Annotated in this window: 15 protein-coding genes; 8 read left to right on the top strand and 7 right to left on the bottom strand. The window is 39.9% G+C overall.

The window, feature by feature from the left end:
* Positions 1-14: 14 nt before the first annotated feature.
* Genes HDE68_RS15715 through HDE68_RS15700 form a run of 4 tightly spaced genes read left to right on the top strand, consistent with a single transcriptional unit; the run spans position 15 to position 6654 of the window.
* A complete protein-coding gene (locus tag HDE68_RS15715; protein ID WP_183883184.1) occupies positions 15-3152 on the top strand; it encodes a SusC/RagA family TonB-linked outer membrane protein in 3138 nt (1045 codons plus the stop codon).
* Positions 3153-3165: 13 nt separating this feature from the next.
* Complete coding sequence (locus HDE68_RS15710; RefSeq protein ID WP_183883183.1) at positions 3166-4674, top strand: SusD/RagB family nutrient-binding outer membrane lipoprotein; 1509 nt, start codon at positions 3166-3168, stop codon at positions 4672-4674.
* Between the two features lie 31 nt (positions 4675-4705).
* Positions 4706-5665: a metallophosphoesterase family protein gene (locus HDE68_RS15705; protein ID WP_183883182.1), complete on the top strand. Its 960-nt coding sequence runs from the start codon at positions 4706-4708 to the stop codon at positions 5663-5665.
* The gene (locus tag HDE68_RS15700) at positions 5662-6654 is read left to right on the top strand and encodes a metallophosphoesterase family protein (RefSeq protein ID WP_183883181.1); all 993 of its coding nucleotides are present in this window, start codon (positions 5662-5664) and stop codon (positions 6652-6654) included. The genes HDE68_RS15705 and HDE68_RS15700 overlap by 4 nt, the downstream gene beginning before the upstream one ends.
* A 45-nt stretch (positions 6655-6699) precedes the next feature.
* Here the strand turns inward: HDE68_RS15700 and HDE68_RS15695 are convergent, their stop codons facing one another.
* A complete protein-coding gene (locus HDE68_RS15695; RefSeq protein WP_183883180.1) occupies positions 6700-10668 on the bottom strand; it encodes a Dyp-type peroxidase in 3969 nt (1322 codons plus the stop codon).
* A gap of 452 nt (positions 10669-11120) precedes the next feature.
* On the opposite strand from HDE68_RS15695, the gene HDE68_RS15690 reads away from it, so the two are divergent.
* Together HDE68_RS15690 and HDE68_RS15685 are read left to right on the top strand one after the other, a co-directional pair.
* The gene (locus HDE68_RS15690) at positions 11121-11471 is read left to right on the top strand and encodes a nuclear transport factor 2 family protein (protein ID WP_183883179.1); all 351 of its coding nucleotides are present in this window, start codon (positions 11121-11123) and stop codon (positions 11469-11471) included.
* 31 nt (positions 11472-11502) lie between these two features.
* Positions 11503-12447: an alpha/beta fold hydrolase gene (locus HDE68_RS15685; RefSeq protein ID WP_183883178.1), complete on the top strand. Its 945-nt coding sequence runs from the start codon at positions 11503-11505 to the stop codon at positions 12445-12447.
* Positions 12448-12492: 45 nt separating this feature from the next.
* Here HDE68_RS15685 and HDE68_RS15680 read toward each other — a convergent pair whose 3' ends face one another.
* From HDE68_RS15680 to HDE68_RS15670, 3 genes are read right to left on the bottom strand one after another with little or no spacing between them, the layout of a single operon-like run.
* On the bottom strand, positions 12493-14127 hold the full coding sequence (locus HDE68_RS15680) for an ABC-F family ATP-binding cassette domain-containing protein (RefSeq protein WP_183883526.1): 1635 nt from the start codon (positions 14125-14127) through the stop codon (positions 12493-12495).
* Positions 14128-14185: 58 nt separating this feature from the next.
* Positions 14186-14995, bottom strand: a complete 810-nt coding sequence (locus HDE68_RS15675) for a helix-turn-helix domain-containing protein (protein ID WP_183883177.1) — start codon at positions 14993-14995, stop codon at positions 14186-14188.
* Positions 14996-16039 carry an aldo/keto reductase gene (locus HDE68_RS15670; protein WP_260171783.1) on the bottom strand — a complete coding sequence of 348 codons (1044 nt, stop codon included), beginning with the start codon at positions 16037-16039 and terminating at the stop codon, positions 14996-14998.
* Positions 16040-16197: 158 nt separating this feature from the next.
* On the opposite strand from HDE68_RS15670, the gene HDE68_RS15665 reads away from it, so the two are divergent.
* Positions 16198-16767 (top strand): Crp/Fnr family transcriptional regulator, encoded by a 570-nt coding sequence (locus tag HDE68_RS15665; protein ID WP_183883176.1) that lies wholly within the window; start codon positions 16198-16200, stop codon positions 16765-16767.
* A 66-nt stretch (positions 16768-16833) separates the two neighbouring features.
* Positions 16834-17988 (top strand): serine hydrolase domain-containing protein, encoded by a 1155-nt coding sequence (locus HDE68_RS15660; protein ID WP_183883175.1) that lies wholly within the window; start codon positions 16834-16836, stop codon positions 17986-17988.
* 13 nt (positions 17989-18001) lie between these two features.
* Here the strand turns inward: HDE68_RS15660 and HDE68_RS15655 are convergent, their stop codons facing one another.
* The 3 genes from HDE68_RS15655 to HDE68_RS15645 all read right to left on the bottom strand — a co-directional run bounded on the left by HDE68_RS15655 (position 18002) and on the right by HDE68_RS15645 (position 21656).
* Positions 18002-18766: a DJ-1/PfpI family protein gene (locus HDE68_RS15655; protein ID WP_183883174.1), complete on the bottom strand. Its 765-nt coding sequence runs from the start codon at positions 18764-18766 to the stop codon at positions 18002-18004.
* A 93-nt stretch (positions 18767-18859) separates the two neighbouring features.
* The gene (locus HDE68_RS15650) at positions 18860-19777 is read right to left on the bottom strand and encodes a GlxA family transcriptional regulator (protein ID WP_183883173.1); all 918 of its coding nucleotides are present in this window, start codon (positions 19775-19777) and stop codon (positions 18860-18862) included.
* A gap of 334 nt (positions 19778-20111) precedes the next feature.
* Complete coding sequence (locus HDE68_RS15645; RefSeq protein WP_183883172.1) at positions 20112-21656, bottom strand: glycosyltransferase family 39 protein; 1545 nt, start codon at positions 21654-21656, stop codon at positions 20112-20114.
* Between the last annotated feature and the right edge of the window lie 559 nt (positions 21657-22215).

The following is a 22215-nucleotide window of genomic DNA, read 5'->3' as shown; positions in this document are numbered from 1 at the left end:
GCAAAACTAAAAACATGAAAAAATTTTTCACTAAACCCCAGCTAATACTCCTTGTATTTCTGGTGTTTTGTTCAAGCCATCTCTTTGGCCAGACAAAAATCACAGGTACAGTAGCTGACCAGGCCGGCTTGCTGCCCGGAGCCAGCGTAACTAACAAAACGACTGGAAAAAGTACAGCCACTGATTTTAAGGGAGGTTTTAATTTAACAGCTTCACCTGGCGATCTGCTGGAAATAAAATCAATCGGCTACCTTACTAAACAGCTTAAAATAGAGGATACCAAACCTTTAAAAATAATGCTGGAGCAGGACAATAAATCCCTTAGTGAAGTAGTAGTTACTGCATTAGGTATTAAAAAAGAGAAAAAGGCGGTAGGTTATGCCGTTCAGGAGGTGAAAGGAAATGATTTAGTTAAAGCCCGTGAGCCCAATCCGGTACTCTCTTTAACCGGTAAAGTGGCAGGTCTGGTAATTACACCCAGCACCGATATGTTTGCGAATCCAGGTATTACGTTGCGTGGACAAACAGGTGTACTATTTGTGGTCGATGGTACTCCCGTTAATACAGATTCCTGGAATCTGAGTGCTGATGATGTTGAAAGCTATTCGGTATTAAAAGGTGCCAATGCCGCTGCCTTATATGGTAGCAGAGGGGCTAAAGGTGCTATATTAATTACGACCAAAAAAGGAACCGGTACCAAGCAGAAACTAACTGTAGAGTTAAATTCAAGTACTCAGGTACAAACCGGCTATAATGCTATCCCTAAAATACAAACCAGTTATGGTGCAGGTGATAGTTTTAAATATGCATTTAAAGACGGTAAAGGTGGTGGTATTAATGACAATGACTTTTTTAACTGGGGACCAAGATTTGAAGGACAGCTAATTACACAATATAACAGTCCTGTTGACCCGGTTACTGGTGCGCTGGTACCTCTACCATGGTTAGCCAGAGGGAAAGATAACCTTAAGAACTATTTAGAAACCGGTATATTGAGCGCCAACAGTGTATCTATTGGTACACAAAGTGATTTAGGTGATTTAAGATTTTCACTTTCCAATACCCATCAAAAAGGCATTACTCCTAATACCAGCTTAAACATTACAAATTTCTCTTTGAATGGTAGTATTAATGCCGGTAAGAAAGTGAAATTTGAAGCAGCAGTTAATTTTAACAGACAATTATCTCCTAATTATCCCGCACCGGGTTATGGTTCAAACAGCCCAATCTATGAACTGACCGTTTGGGGTGCTGCCGATTTCGACGTTCGCGATCTGCGCAATTACTGGCAGCCAGGAAAAGTGGGTCTGCAACAATATAGCAGAGAATATACGATCTATACCAACCCATATTTTACCGCTTATGAGCAATTGCACGCTTACAATAAAAGTGATTTATACGGACATGTACAGATGAATTATGATGTGACTGACAAACTGAAATTTAACCTGCGCACAGATGTAAGTACATACAATTTAAATACATCATTGAAATTCCCTGTTTCAGGTAATTTTACCAATTATGGGATTAACCTGGTTGGCGGATACCAGGAGAACTACAGCAAGTTCTGGGAAAACAATACTTCAGCCTCTTTAAGTTATGCAGATAAATTTAAGTCATTTGGTTATAAAGCATCCATTTACGGAAATATCAGAACTGTAAATGTATCTTCTATAGCAGCCAGTACCAATGGTGGCTTAATTGTACCCGGGGTATATAGTTTAAGCAATACGGTATTGCCTTCGGTGCCTACCAATGCTTCGGCCCAGCGCCAGGTAAATAGTGTCTATGGCTTACTGGATTTGAATTATAAAAGCTATATATACTTAAACTTTACTGGTCGTACAGATCGTTCGTCTACTTTACCAGCGAAAAACGATTCTTATTTTTATCCTTCAGCATCATTAAGTACTGTAATTTCAGAATATGTTCATCTTCCAAAGGCCATATCTTACCTGAAAGCAAGGGCCTCTTACGCGAATATCGCTTCAGACCTTGTAGACGAGAGTAATCAGTATGACATCTATAAACTGACACCTACTTACAGTACTTACGGCACCCGCTGGAATAACAATACCGGGGTAAGTTATAGCGGCACACTCTACAATCCGGACATACAGGCTTCCCGCGTAAAAACATCAGAGGTAGGTTTAGAAGCACGTTTTCTGAACAACCGCATTGGTTTTGATGCCGCCTATTTTAGAAATATTGAAGGCCCGGGTATTGTAAATGTAAATGTTTCCCCAACTTCAGGGGTTACATCCTATCAGGAAAATGCTTATACCTATATCCGTAGAGGCGGAGAGTTAACTATTGATGGAACACCAGTGAAAACAAATAATTTTTCATGGAACATAGCAGTTAACTGGGCAACTAACCACCGGTATTTAAATAAAATTGACGGTGTATTAACAAGAAATGGCATGATTAAACTGGGTGACCGGGCCGATGGTTATTATATAACCGATTTTCAAAGAGATGCACAGGGGAATATGATTGTAGGCTCTAATGGTTTGCCAGCTTATAATCCTTACCAAACCAAAATTGGTTATTCAGATAATAAATTTGTTGCGGGCATTAATAATAAATTCCAATACAAATCATTTGGCCTGAGTTTTCAGATTGACGGACGTTTTGGCGGCAAAATAAGCAATTACCTGGATGCCAAACAATGGAGTTCAGGTACAGAACCAAATTCAGATTCTCCAGAACGTCTGGCCGATTGGAATAACAGAAATAACCCTGCATGGAAAGGTACCGTCATGACCAAAGGACAAAAAATTGTAAGCGGTGCATTAAATACTGACCAGGATGGAAATGTAATTTCAGATACACGGGTATTTGCACCAAATGATATCCCTGTACTGTATCAGACATGGGCAACCAATTACTACCAGTCAGGCTATGAATTAGCCAGGAACGCCACCTTTGTAAAACTGCGCGAAGTGGTATTAAGTTTTAATTTCTCAAAAAGTCTGCTTGAAAAAATAAAGTTTATCAAAACAGCCAGTGTTTCAATGGTTGGCAGAAACCTGCTTTATTTTACGGGAAAAGGAACAAAAAATATAGATCTGGATCAATTTACAACCAGTTCTACCCTGCAGACCCCTTCAGTTAAAAGCTTTGGAATAAACCTGAATGCAACCTTTTAAATATAAACACCATATGAAAAAGATAAAAATAATGGGACTGATTGTACTTTTAAGTACGTCCTTATTTTCCTGTAAAAAATTCTCTGAGTTACAACAGAACCCTTCAGCTATCGTAAATGCTGCGCCAAAACTGGTTTTCACCGGACTGCTGCTCAATATGTCCTATAGCCCATGGTCAGCAGATCATCGCAATAACCAATACATGGTACTCAATGAGTCTTATTATGGAAATCAGGCTTATGGCTGGACAACCAGTGATTACGGCAATTATACACAGCTTGCCAACGTAGTCAGATTAGAGACAGAAGCACAAAGGGTTGGAGCTACAGCTGCCCCTTATCTGGCACTGGCTAAATTTTTCAGGGCTTACTTTTTTGTAAGCATGACGACCATGTTTGGTGACATTCCTATGAGTCAGGCCCTGCAAGGCCCTACAGACCATAATTTTGCGCCTAAATATGATAGCCAGCATGATGTCTATATGCAGTGCCTGAAATTACTGGATGATGCCAACAATGACCTGACACCACTGATAGCCGGGAAAGCCGTAGTAGAAGGTGATTTTTATTACAATGGCGACTTATCCAAATGGCAAAAACTGATCAATTCTTTCCGTTTACGCGTATTGATCAGCCTGAGTAAAAGAGCCGATGACAATGCCGATTTAAACATCAGAAAACAGTTTACAGATATCGTTAGTAATCCGGCGAAATATCCTTTGATCTTAACCAATGCTGATAACTTCCAATTGGTTTATAATTCTTCTGATGTTTCTAACCGTTATCCTTTATGGCCTTCGGATGGTATCGTACTTTACCAGGACCTGCGAAATACACTGGGCGCAACCTATGTCGATATCGCTACAAAAACACAAGATCCGCGTCTTTTGGTCATAGCGCTACCTACAGATTCGGCCAAAAAGAGCGGCGATGCTGCATATGCAACCAAATTTACTTCTTTTAAAGGGGGCAAGACCGGCGATCTGCAAACTACGCTGAAAGCACAGGCTGTAGCCGGTAAACTGAGTAATATTAATTTCAGTTACTGGGAGGCTTCTCCGGCAGGTATTCCTAATATTCTTTTAGGTGCCGCTGAAGTTAATCTGAGCATTGCAGAAGCTGTTAATCGCGGCTGGGTACCAGGTGATGCGGCGGGTTATTACAACCAGGGCATTACCGAATCCTGTAAATTTTATGGGGTTACTGATCCTGCTAAAATTAATACTTTCCTGACAGCCAATGCTTACTCTGGTAATAATACAGCAGGGCTTACCCAGATATTACAACAAAAATATGTTGCTTTCTTTGAGAACTCAGGACGGGAGGCTTATTATAATGCCCGCAGAACTGATATTCCTAAATTTGATATTGGTCCATCCAATGCCAATAACAACCTGATCCCTACACGCTGGGCCTATCCAACCAGTGAGTACACAGTAAATACGGTAAATTTAAAAGCAGCTATCCAGAGTCAGTTTAATGGTGCAGATAATCAGAACGGTATTACCTGGCAAATTAAATAGCAACGCGTATCCTATTATTTAACCTTTTGAAATGAAAAGAAGAAGCTTTTTAACGACATCAATTATCGGAGGAATAAGTATGTCTGGCATAGGAACGCTCGCATCCGGCGCCGCTATTAATCCGGAGCATGAGCTGCATCAGCGAAAGGTACTCTTTAGCATGGGTGTATGTACCGATCTTCATCATGATCTGATTAAAGATGGTCCGGAGCGTTTACAGGCATTTATTACAAAAATGAATGAGCTAAAGCCTGATTTCATTATCCAGATGGGCGATTTTTGCATACCAAAACCAGCCAATCAACCGATCATGGATATCTGGAACCAGTTTAAGGGGCCAAAATATCATGTTATTGGGAATCATGATATTGATGGTGGCTTTACGCACGATCAGGTAGTTGATTTTTGGAATGCAAAAGGCAAATATTACTCATTTGATGCCCATAATTATCATTTTATTGTATTAAACGGCAATGAACGATTACCGGGAAACACGGCTAAAGGTTATCCGAATTCAATCGCACAAGAACAACGCGACTGGCTGAAAAAAGATTTAGACCGTACAAATTTACCTGTGATTGTCTTCTGTCATCAGGGTATAGATAATGATCTGGATGGTTTAAAGGAAGGGAATTTAATCCGTATCCTGTTTGACCGGGCCAACAAAAAAGCAGGATTTCAAAAGGTACAACTGGTTTTGAGCGGCCATCACCATGAAGATTACCTGAATCATTACAACAATGTCAATTACCTGCAAATCAACAGCATATCTTACCAGTTTGCTCATTTAAAAAAAGGTTATGCATTTGAACTGACAGCAGAGCCGCTCTGGGCTCTGATTACAGTATATGATAATGGTGTTATAGCTGTGAAAGGAAAACAATCTGTTTATAAAGAAACCAGAACACCCGATGAACTGGCTGATTATGATGGCTATCCTACAGTACCATACATATCAGACAGAATGATAAAAGTGGAGGCAAAGAAATGAAAAGAAGAAATTTTTTAGTTAATACAATTATTGGAGGTATCGGCCTGACCGGCATTACTGGTTTGCCGGCTATTGCTAAAAACCCTCCGGCTAAAAAGAGGAAAGTACTCTTTAAGCTGGGCATTTGTGCCGACTTACATCAGGACATTATGCCCGATGGCCCGCAAAGGCTGCAAACATTTATTACAGCAATGAATGAACATCAGCCCGATTTTATTATTCAAATGGGGGATCTGTGTGTTCCTAAGCCTTCAAATCAAGTCATTATGGATATCTGGAACCAGTTTAAAGGGCCTAAATATCATGTAATCGGCAACCATGATACAGATGGCGGCTATACCCATGATCAAGTTGTTAATTTCTGGAATGCCAGAGACAAATATTATTCATTTGATACTGGCGGTTATCATTTTATTGTGCTGAATGCCAATGAAGAAAAACAGATCCCCAAATACCAGGGGCCGCCAAGTATCATTTCGGACGATCAGAAAAAATGGCTGGAGCAGGATATTGCCGGCACAAATTTACCAGTTATCGTGTTCTGTCACCAGGGGCTGGATAATGATACTGGTGGTGGTGTTTACCAGGGCAACCTGATCAGGGTAATATTTGACCGGGCGAATGTAAAAGCAGGCTATAAAAAAGTACAAATGGTATTTAGTGGCCATCACCATCAGGATTATTATAATGTAATTAATGGTGTGCATTATGTACAGGTTAATAGTATCTCTTATCAGTATATGGGACCTGCATATGCGCATGCCCATTATGATAGCGCTACCGAGCAGGCTCATCCAAGTGTAAAGTATACAGCACCCTATAAAGATCCGATATGGGCTTTTTTAACAATTTATAGTGATGGTACAGCTAAAATAACCGGAAGAAAATCTGTTTTTTTAAGCCCCGCACCACAAGAAATGCAAAGACCTGAATTTCATTCGGGTTACCCTGATGTACCCTATATTTCTGATAGGGATATCCATATTTAGAAAAATACAGAAAAGAAAAGGGGCCATTAACGGCCCCTTTCTTTTTTATTTCTCTGCTATTTTATGGTGAAAAGGACAGCCCCCTTTTGCGGCAGCTGCAGCAACAGCGGCGGCAGCGTTATCTTTTTCTTCTTGTATGGTTACCGGAGTTGATACTGGTCTTCTGCGGTGCTGTTCTTGAGTAAGCGGGAAAACTGAAGTAAAGAAATTAGACCAGCCACCAGTCCTCACCCGCAGCAAATTATATTGTTCTGGTGAATTTACTGCTTTAGTATAAGTATCCGGGCTGGCTACCGTAATCGTTAAAATGTTAGAGGATTTACCCTGTGCAAACTGCCTCATGATGCTGATAATTTTTTCTACAGGGAAGTTCTCATCTATATTAAAATCTGTTGGCGCACCATCTGTCATCAGCTCTGCACCTTTACCGTCAAATCCTTCAAGCGAACTTTCAAATCCGGCATACTGATGATCAACAGGTAAGTCCATCGGACTTGGCGCAGCACTTAAATCAGAAGCCACCGCAGTCCCAAGCCTGCGTCCGTCGGCACTGGCACCATTCCATGCCCCCATTTCTACATGGTTCTCAAATGTTCCTACACCAGGCTGAATCTGTAATCCGAAAGGAAACTCTTCAGAACCATAGCGGCCAGCCATATCTTTTAACAGATCATACATTTGTGGTAAAGGCTTTGTAAATGTTTCTACAGAAAGCCTGGCTATTCTTTCGACGATCATGTTTCCGAAATGATCAATTTCCTGATGACCTCTGCCATAGCGGGGTAAGGAAAGTGCAATTTCTCTAAGCCGCTTAAAACGGTCTGAACGGGCGGCAATACGGGATTCACCTGCCAGGTTACTGATAAAAGGTTCAGTCATTTTATAACCCCAGTCGCAGCACAGGCACTCTAAAAGTTCAGGTAATGTAGTTACTGCATTTTTATCATCAAATACCATAATTTTAATGGCATATAATGAATTGATAGCAGAGCTTAAAGAGATATAACAAGGTCCATAAATGCTGTATTTTGTACCCCCGCTATAAAAGTCGAGCCCTTTTGCCAGACAATCGTCCATCAGGACGTTTAATAGTGGTGAAGGACAGAATTTAGTATTCGCACCATAACCCCTCAACTGACCATTAAAGGCTTTTCTATTTAAGATTTCAAAATGCTGGAAATAGATGGTAACCAGTTCATCAAAACTTTTAATCTGATCAGCAGGTTCTGAATTCAGTGAAACGGTCTGGCCGAATAAATAAGATTGTCCTGCAGAAGAGTAAGTCCTCCCTTGATTTAAAGCACATTCAAGCGGCTGCAAAGTAGAAAAACCACCTAAAGAAAACCAGTTTTCACCCGGAAACTGAGGTTCATAACAACCATCACAAGCATAGTTCTGTGCAGATTTGATGGTCACAGCAGAATTCCATTTTTTAGTTTCCTGACTTAAATTACCACCTACCTGATCGCCACTTTCATGAAGCCCCTGAATGATTTTCTCATCATTGAGCAATATCGGATGCGCGCCACCAGAAAGGACTGCATGTGCAGCTGCTTCTAAAATTTTTTCCGGCATATCTTTACGTGTCCGGAGTGAAAGACAAGGTGCATTTAAAGGCAGCCTTCCTGAAGCATGGATAAAAAGTCTGGTTATATCATTATAAGCAGGTTTTGTATCCTTAAAATCAGCGGCACCGTTAGCAACAGTCCCTCCGACAGTAATTTGCTGAATCCATTGCCCTAAAGAAGCACCCTGCGGATATGGACCTGAGCTGCCCCCCATCGCAAGATTGCCAAAAGGCTGGTGATCTTCCATGAAGATCCTGTTCTGCTGGACTTTCTCGTCCAGCTTGATATAGAAAGCATCAATAATTTCCTGTGCTTCATCTTCTGAAATATGGTCTTTTTCATAGAAAGGCTGTAAAAGCTGATCCATTCTTCCAATCGCCGTTGGCTCTCCGTTCAGATGTAAACAAGTATGCAATGTGAAAATGAACTGAACAGCTTCTACGAAAGTATCCGGTTTTTCAGTGGATAATTTTTTCATGCGGTCTGCAATAGCAATCAGGTTAGCTCTTTCCCAGGCTTGTCCTTTGGCCATCTCCCCTGCCTTTTCCCTGGCCAGCTTTTCATAATTGATACAATATTCAGAAATCCCCTCTAATGACAGATAAGCAGAACGGTAAAGCTCTTTCTTCTCAATCGTAGTTGCTTTGGATTCGTAATCCAGCACTTCAGCTTTCATTTCTTTTAAACCCTTCTGTAATGCTTTCTCATAATGAGGGATGACATGCCCTACACCAGATGCTTCACTCAGGTTATTTAAAAACCCATCCATTCGTTCTGCATACGAAAGGTATTTCATCACATAACGGCCTTCTCCCAAAGACAAATTAGGCATCGCACCTACAATGATTTCTTCCGGTGAAATCCGATAGGTATCGGAACCATATATACATTCCCCTTCATTTTCCAGAAACGTAGAATAAGGATGTAAAGAACCATCCTTCTTTCTTATCTTACGCCCTCTGAAACCGTAATCAGCATTACTGAACAGTTGCAGACTCAGGCGAATAGCCCAGCCTTTTCTGATCATGATAGACTCTTTCATGATATCAGCAGGCTTATCTTTTCCCTGATAAGCATCTATATAATGACGGATATCGTGTTTAATTTCTTCCTGTTTGCGGTTAAAATACCAGTTATCCTGCCATAGTGAAAAGATGTTTTCCAGTAAACTCAGGATACGTTTGGAAGGAACTTTGAAGAAACTCTTCCCGGGTCTGCCTATACCTGTAGACATGGTAAATAAATAGTTCTGATGGTTATAATACATCAGGCCGTTTTCAGAAGAATCCTGAAAATGCCGATCCAGCCTTGACCAGTCCACGCCAGGGAATATTGACCAGTCTCCACCTTCCATAGCGGAGAAATCGTTGGAATAATCCTGCTCTTTATCTAATTCAAGATCCTCTATGCTTGGAATATAAAACAGACCTCCCAGATCAGATTTCAGATGGTTAAATAAGCGGTCATTCATATAGCGGCGGTCAGCTCCAATCTGGTTGCTCATGATGCTTTCAAGAATACTGGCTTCTTTACAAAATCCAGCAAAATAAATCCCCTCTTCATCAGATAATGTTACCGATTTAGGTACCCTGAATTTAGAGTCAACCTGTTTCGCCCGGCCAAATGGTAAACCCAAACGCAAAACAGGTGTAGTGTTTCCATTCTCATCCTGTATCCTTGCCGATTTGATATGACTGCGTGAATCACGATCAGGAATGATGGTATCATCTGTTTTCCGCCCGATCAGATCTTCAATCTGATCTTCGGTCATCATATTGATTTGGTTCCAATTGATCAGGAAACGTTGTGCAAGCACAAATGAACCACCCAAATGATCGATATCTTCTCCTCCAATAAGCGTATGTTTCGCAATGGTAACCGGGTCGGAAGGATTGTTTAAATTCTCAGAAAAACGACAGCCTAATACTTTGCCTTTATGCCCATCTTCCCGGTTAGATTTGGAAGCGGCCTTCTGCGCAAAATATCTTTCAGTATAGTCTTTCAGTGCATCTACAACCATTTCCAGCACCTCGTCACATGGTGCTTCATTTTTACTTTTAATATGGAACCAGATATCTCCATTAGAATCTTCAAAAACTCCTTTAGAAGCACCAAAAACATCAGATGTATATTTATCCTCTTGGGAGGGGAAATTTAACTTCATTCCTTTAGGTAAATTTTCTTCCCCACAAATGGCTGCCCAGTTTTTGAAAGAGATCCCCAGCACAACAGTGGTATTCTGACTTTGTAAAGTAGCCCTGGTGTTGATCTCCCGGCGAAATTGAGCCATTAATTTAGCCAGGAGCGACTTTTGAATTGGTTTTCCGTCCGGGGTTTTCAACCAGAATGTAGCAAAAGTTGCATGCGGAGATGGATAAACCAACCCACGTTGACAATGTTTCCATACATCATCTAATCTTTCTTCGAGACTTAGCGTTGTTTTCATATTTAGATAGTTTTATAACCAGCGATAGAACAGGTTAGATTATAATCTAAATTAACCCAATTCCACTCCTGAAAACCACGTAGATTTACGTGGTTTTTGAACTGCGTAGTTTTACGTTATTTCAATATCTATTTATCACAAATATCCCGGATAGGGTATAAACAATGCTCAGTGCCAATAACTTATTCTCCCGATTCTTTCTCTTTTGACCAGTTCCGGAATGTGTTCCGGTCCGGTAGCTTCCAGGCTTTTAAAATTTTCTTTTTCGTTCTCCCGGTAAAAGGTAAATAGAAAACCGGGTTCTATTCGCAAATTACACCGCATCAGAAAATACCCTTCCAATTTCTGGCACTATTTCTGGCAGGTGATTATAAATCTATCAGAGATAACAAACACAGGCATAAGACTGTTGACACAATTATTATGTATTAAATAATTATATTAACGATATCATGATTGAAAATAATAAAGAAATTTTAAGAAAAGCAAATGCAGCAATCACTGCAGGAGATTATGAAAAGTTCCTTTCTTTTTGTACTGATGATACAGTATGGACATTTATTGGTGAGGAAACTCTGGAAGGGAAAGAAGCTGTTCGTCAATATATGTCAAAAATGTATATAGAACCGCCAAAGTTCAATGTTGATACTTTAATTGCTGAGGATGACTTTGTTACCGCAATCGGGAAAATCAGCATGAAAGATAAAGATGGTAAAACGACTGATTATTTATATTGTGATGTCTGGCGATTTCGGGAGGGCAGGATGGCAGAATTAAAAGCCTTTGTCGTTAAATCGGAATAGAAAGGTTAATTTTATTTACACACCACATTTTATGCTGATTAAAAAGATACTTTTACTAGTTACGTTTATTGCATGTACTTACTGCCATTCGCTATTTGCCCAGAGTCTATATAGTAAAGCCTACGGGGATAGCAAAAACCCTCCATTGATTTTTATACATGGTGGCCCCAGAGGGAATTCAACCTTGTTCGAAGGCACAACCGCAAAAAGATTGGCAGACATGGGCTTCTTTGTAATCGTATATGACCGCAGAGGTGAAGGCCGTTCGGCAGATCCCGCAGCCAGGGTCAACTTTGAGGAAGCGTTTAATGATCTCAATCAGCTGATTGCGCAATATGGACTAAAAAAAGTAAATCTGATAGGCCATAGTTTTGGCGGGATTGTTTCAACTTTATTTACAAATAGGTACCCGGAAAAAGTCGAACGCCTGATCCTGACAGGGGCTCTTTTTGCACAGCAGGAAAGTTATAATTATATACTTCAGAGCGGTGAAAAGAAGGCAATAGCGCAAAAAGATACGGCAGCTATTAGCAAGATACACTATATAAAAACTTTAGATAAACGCGGGGCAGAATATCGTCAGCTAACTTACGGGATTGGCTCCCGTTTTGGGTATTTCAAAATGCCTGAGCCTACAGAAGAATCAATAAGGGTCAACAAAGAATATGAAACCAGTGAATTTTCGAAGTCTGACATCCGTAATGATCAGGCACCGGCTTTATTTTACAAAAATGAGTCCCTTGTGAATATCGACACCAAACCTATTTTAAAAGGCCTTTCTGATAAAGGCGTAAAACTCTTTGCTATTTATGGAGCTGATGACGGCATTTTCTCTCCCAAACAACTGTTAGATCTGGAGAAAATCACCGGTAAGGATAAATTCCATATCATTCGCAATTGTTCCCACTATCCTTTTGCAGACCAGCAGGGTGAGTTCTTAAAAACAATGAAGAATATCATGGATCGAAGGGCATAAAAAAACCGGGACTGAATATTCAATCCCGGTTTTTTTATGCGTTTTTTAGCTTTGTTCAATTTCCTTTAAACTACTCATTTTTTTGTAGGCCAGGAATCCTTTGATACCTTCAAAGTGCTCACGAACACGCTTATTACCAAACTCGAATACTTTTTCTGCCAGCCCGTCCAGGAAATCCCTGTCATGGGATACCAGGATCAAAGTACCATCAAAATCCTTAAGCGCATCTTTGATAATATCCTTGGTCTTCATATCCAGGTGATTGGTTGGCTCATCCAGTATCAAGACATTTACAGGTTCCAGAAGCAACTTGATCATGGCCAAACGGGTTTTCTCTCCTCCGGAAAGTACCTTAACCTTTTTCGTGGTATCATCACCACTGAACATAAAGGCCCCCAAAAGGTCTTTTATTTTTATAGCGCCATTGGTTAATGGAATCTGGTCAATGGTTTCAAATACCGTTAAGTTCTCGTCAAGCAATGAAGCCTGGTTTTGAGCAAAGTATCCAATTTTAGCATTGTGGCCTACTTTTAAATCTCCTTCAAAATCGATCTCACTCATGATCGCTTTGATCATGGTCGACTTACCTTCACCATTTTTACCGACAAAAGCAACCTTTTCGCCCCTTTCGATCACCATAGACGCCTTTTCGAATACGACGTGATCTCCATAAGCCTTGGTAAGCTCTTCTACAATTACCGGATATTGACCAGAACGTGGTGATGGTGGAAATTTCAATCGCAATGCAGAAGTATCTACTTCATCGATCTCAATAACTTCAAGCTTTTCAAGCATCTTTACACGCGATTGTACCTGCAGGGTTTTGGAATAAGTCCCCCTAAAACGGTCAATAAATTCCTGATTATCTGCAATAAAACGTTGTTGTTCTTCATAAGCTTTCAATTGGTGTACGCGGCGGTCGGCACGCAACTGAAGATAATGACTGTATTTGGCTTTGTAATCGTATATCCTGCCCATAGTAACCTCTATGGTACGGTTAGTAATGTTATCTACAAAGGCACGGTCGTGTGAAATCACCATAACGGCTTTTGCCGAGTTGATCAGGAAATCTTCCAGCCACTGTATACTTTCGATATCCATGTGGTTGGTAGGCTCATCCAATAAGATCAGATCAGGTTTCTTTAACAGAATTTTAGCCAGCTCGATACGCATACGCCATCCACCAGAAAACTCAGAAGTCTGGCGGGTAAAGTCTTTACGTTCGAAACCCAAACCTTTAAGTACCTTTTCTACCTCTGCATCATAATTGACCTCTTCGATCGAATAAAATTTCTCACTCAGTTCTGATACACGTTCGATCAGCTTCATGTAGTCATCACTTTCGTAATCAGTACGTATAGTAAGCTGCTCATTCAGCTCATCAAGCTCTGTTTGCATCTGGTTTACCTCTGCGAAAGCTTTCATCGTTTCTTCAAAAACGGTAACGTTATCGTCAGCAAGCAAATGTTGTGGCAAATAGGCTATTACCGCGTCCTTTGGACCAGTTACATTACCAGAAGTAGGTTTAGCCGCATCGGCAATGATCTTTAGAATGGTCGATTTTCCCGCGCCATTTTTACCCATAAGGGCAATCTTATCGTTCTCGTTTATCGAAAAGGTTACGTCGCTAAACAGCGTGGTTCCGCCAAATGAAACGGAGATGTTATTTACATTAATCACAGTATGAGAATATTGAATTGTTCGCAAAGATAAGAGAAAGACACCGGATTGAAAGACCTTAATTAAGTTCAGTAGGTGCCATACCGAATTTTTTCCTGAAGGAACGCGAAAAGTGTGACAGGCTTTCAAAACCCAGATCAAGGTAAATGGCCGAAGGTTTTTGGTGTTTGGTTTCGATAAGGTATTTTGCTTCTTTGAGCCGCTTATCCTGCAGCCACTGACGCGGTGGTGAGCCAAAAGTTTTTTGGAAATCACGTTTGAAAGCTGCCAGACTGCGACCAGTCAGCTGCGCAAATTTTTCGACGGGGATGTTGAAATGAAAGTTACTGAGCATGAACCTTTCTAAATCGATCTTATAAGGATCTGAAAAGTCGAATAAAAAATTACGAAGTCCCGGCAGAGCAAGCAACAGCAATTTAACTCCTTCTTTCACTTTCAGAATGCCCATGGCATCTGTCATGGTCGCTCCTGAGCTTCGCGCGTAAGGAATTATAGATTGAAAATACCCCAGCAGGAATTCGTTAGATGGAATTAAGAGATTTGGCGGACCAATATATTTCCGGTCTGCTTCGAGCTTTTCTTCTAATACGATCTTACGTAACAGGCCCTCCTGCAGAGATATGACGATTGTTTCATAATTTCCTCCTGGTAGTGGTGTTTTAGTGAGCGTACCCAGCTGATTTTTGCCAATCAGCAGCATCTCACCTCCGTTCATCGAAACCTTTTGTACAGAGGTCTCTAATATAAATTGCCCTGAAACCAGCAATACTAAGGTATGGTGGTTCCATAAACATACTTTCTCTTTCCGCTCGGCACAGAGGTAAGAATAGAAGATCACGCCGGGAAGGATTTCTGCAGGACTTGTCATTTAGCGTTGTAAGTAAGTGCCGCCAGCTATAGCGCCTATTGTAAATGTAGTATTTAAAGTGTTCATTTCTTCTGTCGTAAATACAATATCCATTGCTGCAATGTTTTCTGGCAAGCGAGACCTGCGGCTCATGCTTACTAATGACATCATATGCGCTCCTTGCTCCTTTACCCAGGCAATAGCTACCTGCGTTGGCGTACAACCTTTATTGCTGGCCAGTTGCTTTAAGACTTCTACTTTTTCCAGGTTATTAATCAGGTTTTCGCCTTGAAAACGAGAGAAATGGTTACGGTAATCTTTTTCTGCAAGCGGCGCTTTCATTTCCCCTGTTAATAAGCCCTCGGCTGTATTGGCGAAGGCCACTATGGCAATACCCAATTCTTTTGCTGTTGGCAACAGTTCGTTTTCTATTTGGCGGTCGGCCAGCGAATAACCGATCTCCAGCGCACTTATAGGGTGAATGCTGTTAGCTTTACGAAGTTGGTCAGCTGTAATTTCCGATACGCCAATGTGACGAACTTTACCTTCTTTAATCAGATCGGCAATCGTTCCAATGATTTCTTCCACCGGCACACTATTATCTATTCGGCATGGCTGATAGAGATCAATGGTTTCAATACCCAAACGGGTCAGAGAGTAGTTTATAAAATTTTTGATAGCGATGGGACGCAGATCCATTCCTACTGGCCTGCCGTTATGAAAGATAGCGCCGAATTTCACGCTGATGAAGGCATCGTCACGCCTTTCTTTAATGGCTTTCCCTATCAGCATTTCATTATGACCAGCACCGTAAAAGTCTCCGGTGTTCAAAAAATTAATACCACTATCCAGAGCTCCATGAATCGTAGCGATACTTTCTCTTTCATCAGGTATAGAACCACCCCAGACAGAGGACATACGCATACAGCCTAAACCAAGTTTGGAAACTAATGGACCATTTTGACCCAACTGAATTTTTATGATGTTTTTCATGATATAAATATCAAACTTCAAAATATATTTAACTTGTCTATATGGCTCAAATAGTTTATCCCTACGGCTCATATACTGCTTAAGTTTCAATATAAGCACGAACTGATAGTGAATTAGAATTGAATCTTAAAAATGATTATAATAATTTTGCCTGAACTGATATAATGATAGTGTATGTTTAGACATTTTCCCCAAATAACGGGTTATCGCCCTTATCATAATAACCTAATATGAAAGAACTTATAAATTACATATTAAAATACAGTGTACTCCATGAACTGCAAATCGAGTTGATCAAAAGTAAAGCTCAAATGAAAGTTATTAAAAAAGGGGAATGTTTTTTAGAGGCTGGCAAAGTAGCTAAACAACTAGGATTTGTATTGGAAGGAATTTTGAGGGTTTGTTGGTATAATGACAAGGGAGAAGATATTACAAGGGCATTTATTACGGAGAATCATTTTGCATTAAACGTTTCCAGTTTCACGAATTCAACACCATCCGAAGTTAGCTTTGAAGCAATTTCAGATTGTAAATTACTGGTTTTTTCAAAAAATTCTTTGATTGAGCTTGAAGAAGCAATTGCTTGCTGGAAAGAAATTATGTCTAAAGTCACTTCTACCGCCCTGACAAATAAATTAAGAATAAGTAATAACATGCTTATTCAGGATGGAAAAACACGTTACCTGGAATTTTTAAAAATCTATCCCGGTCTGGCCAATCGGATTCCACTATCAACACTGGCATCTTATCTGGGTATTAAACAATCTTCCTTGAGCCGGATAAGGAAAAATATCAAATAGTTTTTGCCATTTGTCAAAAAAAACACAATCAAACAGCTGTAGTTTTGACCTGTTAAAACAGGTAAAATGTCAAAGAATTTTCAAACTGCAAACGATGAAAACCTTGCTAACATCGCTAACTGGAAGATCTCTCCTTTTAGTCGGTGGGCTTTTCATCACGTTCATCAGCTGATACCAACAATAGCTATTGAAAACGATATACATCAGATTAATTTCTTAAAAAAAGCTTCAAAATCTATTAAAGGAATTATACTTAAATTACTCTTAAAGGCAACAGCAACTGATGCTATTGTTATTCTTCATGAGGGAAAAATTGTATATGAATCTTATAAAAATGGGAACAATGAACATACGCGTCATATATTAATGTCTGCTACCAAAGCTGTGGTTGGGCTTATTGCGGGCATCCTGGAATATCAGGGAGATATTGACCTGAGTATTTCTGTATCTTCATATATTCCACAAACCAGTGGAACTGTTTACCAGGATATAACCCTGCGACAATTGCTAGACATGCAATCAGGAGTTGAATTTGATGAAGATCAGCAAAAGCACTATGATATATCAACTAATTGGGAGCCGGTGCCAGAAGGATATAAACCCGGAAACCTTCATGAATTCTACACCAGTTTGAAGCATTCCGGGAAATCCAATCATGGATATTTCAGTTATGTCTCCGCAAACACCGATCTTTTAGGCTGGGCTATGGAAAGTGCTACCGGAAAAACTTTTAACTCATTATTGAGTGACTTACTCTGGAAGCCAATGGGAGCTGAAAAAGATGCCTGCCTAACTGTGGATATAGACGGGTTCCCCAGGTGCACAGGAGGCCTTTGTACAACTGCACGTGATTTTGCACTTATTGGTCAGCTTATTGCAGACGGTGGCGTCCGTCATTCAAAGCAAATCATACCGCTTTCTGTAATAGAGGATATTACAAACAATGGTGATTCTAATGCCTGGGAGAAAGGCCAGTGGGGTAAAGCATTTGCCCCAATCAGTAAAAACATGAATTATCGCAGTGGCTGGTATCTGATGAATGATAAACCCAGGCTCATGTTTGCTATGGGCATTTATGGCCAAAATCTATTTGTTGACCGGACTAATAATATCGTTATTGCAAAGTTCTCGTCATGGAAAAAACCGACGGATTATATTGCATTGCCATTAACCCATCTCATGGTTAAAAGAGTAAGGAAATTATTAAACAAGGGTTTATAACATACAGGCACTGTTATAGATTCAGACCTTGTTCAGGCACATATTTATCATATTCCATTTGTTTTGCAACTGCCTCAGCCACTTCTTTACCTCTCAATTTTGAAACTAAATGCAAAGCACCGTCTATACCAGCCGATATCCCTGCTGTGGTGATTACTCTGCCATTATCAACATAACGGACATTTTGAAGCACTTTAGCTTTCGGTACAGCCTTTTGAAGATTTGTTATGCTTTTATGAAAAGTGGTAACTGTAAGCTGATCAAGCAGACCGGCTTTCCCAAGAATAAATGCCCCTGTACAGACAGAAAAATAGCTTTTAGTAGCGCTATCCCGGGATTTTATCCAGGAAATAACTTCAGGATCATCTGCTGCCACTTCATCTGAACCACCAAATACTGCAAAAATATCTGTTTGCGGTGCGTCTTTAATACTGTAATCCGGAATGATCTTTAAAATTCCCTGTGACAAAAGAGGAGCTTTAGTTTTTGCGACAGTGATAATTTTGAATCCTGCATAGGAAAAGACTTCCATTGGCCCTGCAAAATCAAGTACCTCTACCCCATCATATAAGTAAAAGCAAACTGTTATTTTTTGATCCTTTGATACGCGTTCATTTTTCCCGGTTAATGTCATCCCGCAATGCGCACAAACACCGGGTTGCTGATAAACAGTGGAATCACATGGATGATTGCAAGGCGGACATACATAAGTGCTTGCATAGACCTGCGCAAATGCAAAGCATGGAATAAAAAATATTAAGAGTAATAGCTGTTTCATAAACGTCTTATTTGAATCCAAAATTAATTGAATACCTCTAATAAATCAGGACAGCCATAGTAACAATCCGGCCATTCTATCTAAGACAATAGGTTAGTCTTTTGCTTCTTTAACTAACTTTCTCAGTTGAGCAGTGGTGTTATAACCGCATTCTTTCGCTACCCAGGCTATCTTCTGCCTGGTTTTAAGCAGATACTTTGCTTTTTCCTGTCTTAGCGATTGAATATATTGCCCAATAGTGGTTCCTGTGGCAGATTTGAACAACCGTGTAAGATTACGCGGACTGATAAAGACTAATTCAGCCAATTCTGCTATTGTTATTTTATGATGTAAATGCTTAGTAATATAATCCTGTATCTGATGTACATGATGGTTAATATGCTGCCTGTTTTGCAGATAAATGCTATTTTGTGCTTCAGTTCCATCTCTGCGTATGTAAACGACCATATCTTTTGCTACAAGACATGCAAAAGCCGCTCCGTGCTGCTCTTCAACAAGGTAAAGTGCCAGATCAATACCCGTAGCAATTCCCGCGCTGGTAAAGATCCTGCCACTTTGCACAAATAGTTTGTTCTCTATCACTTTAAGCAGGGGATATTTTTGTTGTAAAGCTGTAGTCCATGCCCAATGCGTAGTGCAATTGTGCCCATTTAAGAGTCCTGCAGCGGCAAGAGCAAAGGCTGCCGTACAAATTGAAGCTATCGTGGCACCAGTTGCAGCAGCAGACTGTAACCAGGGTATCCAGAGGTGATCATCCGCCCTGTTCCATTTTTCAATTTCCATTCCGGCAACAATGACAATATCATCTACAGTAACTGTGACCGAACTGAGTGGCTCAACATTTGAAAATCCAAGACCAGATGAGGTTCCCGGATTGTCATATGGAGAAACATAATGTATGTTGTATTTTTTTCCGCAGCATCCGGACTCATAAAAAACGGTTACTGCACCAGCCAGATCCAAAAGGTGAACGTTATTAAATATGAAAAATATAACACGACTGGAGTTCATTTTTCAAAGTTAATATATAATAGGTTCCCTACAAAGGAACCCCGGTGACGTGAAAATTGATGATCACTTTTAGCTCATCTGATGCTTTTTAGTTTCGCCCGGACTGTATCCAAAATGACTTTTATATAAGCGGGAGAAATGAGAAACATTCTCATAACACACATTTGCAACCGTTAATTGAGTAGAAAAGAATAGTCTGAAATATGAGCTAATTCCTGGAGTTTATAAGGCTGAAGGTAATGCGCTTCTATAGTTTTCAGTTTATAATGCGATCTAAGTTTTATAAAGCTGGCAGTTTCTAATTTTTTAAATCCAATTGTACAGGGTACTTCGGTTATTGCCATTTCTGCTTTTCTATGATTTCTGATTCAATGATACTGGTCACATTTATATTTGCGCCTTCCAGTAAAAATACACTTGCTCCGGATTCTCGCGAATACGGGCTTTTAACTTCCCCAATTTTAGTAATCTTTTTAAAGAATGGCCTTTCCCTTTTACGCTGTGGATCTTCATCCATTGCCCCGGTGAGCATGATCATAGCCTGGATTGGTTTTTCCATGCGGAACCAATGTAGATAATCATCACTATAGGCAACAGCCCGAATATCATGAAACTTTGAATAGTAATTTATCGCACCTGCCTGACCATAATTATCTGCGCGTACCAAAAGAGTGCTTTTATTCTGAACCCGGCTGTATGCAATATCAGCCAAATGAGCAATTTCCTTCCACCCCTGCATATCCGCATAATCTTGCGGCAATGCATGGTTTTTGCCATCTTCCCATCGAAGTAATCCAAAGCGTTCAAACCGCTTTCTATGTTTAATGATCTGCATTGGAGAATATACTGGCATGAGCAACGGTAGCACGTATATAAACGACACTAGCATAAAAATCAAAACAGAGCCCCATACAGCAACGTATTTTGATAAGACCTGCCCAAAATAGACTGCACCGAAACAAAGCAGAACAGGGTAAAGCCCCAAAGTGTAATAGTCCTTTCCATGCAAATAGATAAACACCAACATCGTAAATAAATAAGTGAATATGATCCAACGGTATTTTGCAAAGGGTTTATAAAAGATCAATGTACAAATACCGGCGAGGAGGAAAAAAATAGAATTGGCGAAAAACAAAAGCTGGCTGAATAAAAAGGGGATTAAACCCACGTTTACTAACTGTGTTCTTTGTAGTAGCTTCATGTGGTGCATTACTGGAAAGCCACGGTTAATTTGCCATAGGATATTGGGAAGCGCAATTAACAGTGCAAGTAGAATTGCAAAATATAAATGTTTAGATGCAAGGATTTTTCGTTCTTTCCCGATCAAAATTGCAGGAAACAATCCAATAACCAGGAACAAAATGTTGTATTTGTTCAAAAATCCGATTGCAATAGCGGTGGCAAAAAGGTACAAATATTTTTCTTGCTCATGATCAAAATACCGGATCAGGTAATAGAAAGCTGCTGTCCATGCCAAAACATCGAACGAGTTTGGTTGATAAAGCGTGTTCAACCTTAAATAAATCGAGCAGATCATAGCGGTGCAAGCCAGGCATTGAGCCAAAAGATTCCCTTTTATTGCGCCTACAATCTTCCAACAATAAACAATGGTAAGTGCACCAATAAACGCGGGAAAAAATCGCACAAGGTAAAATCCACCACCCAACAATTTGATTAACCAGGAAAATACAGAGATTAATGGGGGAACGGAAGTGAAACCAGCTGCCATATGCTTGGCTTGATCCAGATATAGAAATTCATCCCGGTGGAAATCATAAGCACCGTTAACGAGCGCATAACTTAAAACAATCTTTAGAACAATAAATAAACCAAGGAAGACGGATTTTTTTAATGTAATTTTCAAATCAAGAGCGCTCATATTTGACTGTTCTTTTTAAATATACAAGCATTTAGGTTCAAATGTAATAAAAGATTTTCAGCGTAGTCCAGCTTAAATGGAGATCCTGGATTGTGACATAGCAGATATTTGCGACACATGTAGTCTACACAACTTATAAAATACACCTGGTAATAAATAGACTTAGACCATGATCTTCTGCAATTTATCAAGAACTCATTTTATTATTCAAACATCATTTTTAGTTTTTGATAATGAGTATCTGATCAATAAATCTGGCATAAAAAGGTCTGTCCAAAACATGTATATAAAAGTACAGAGGAATTTGTGTTGTGCGGTTCGAGACAAATAAAAATGCAATAATTTGGTTCAAAGAATACCCGCTTATAATGTTCAAACAAATTGAGGTTCAGTGGTAATACGGATCAAGTCATAAACTTTTGTATTAGGGATTAAATTTCAAGTTTTGGATTTGATATTGTCTTAGTTCAAAGCAGATGGTTACGATTCTTTAATAAGCTAATTACTTCCTGATTTTATAGTTCAATTTATCATTATTCAACGCCCTGATTACTTTGAT

It is taken from the genome of Pedobacter cryoconitis (assembly GCF_014200605.1).
GTDB lineage: Bacteria > Bacteroidota > Bacteroidia > Sphingobacteriales > Sphingobacteriaceae > Pedobacter > Pedobacter cryoconitis_B.
The sequence above is the reverse complement of the archived record's forward strand: the minus strand, read 5'-3'. Positions and strand labels throughout refer to the sequence as shown.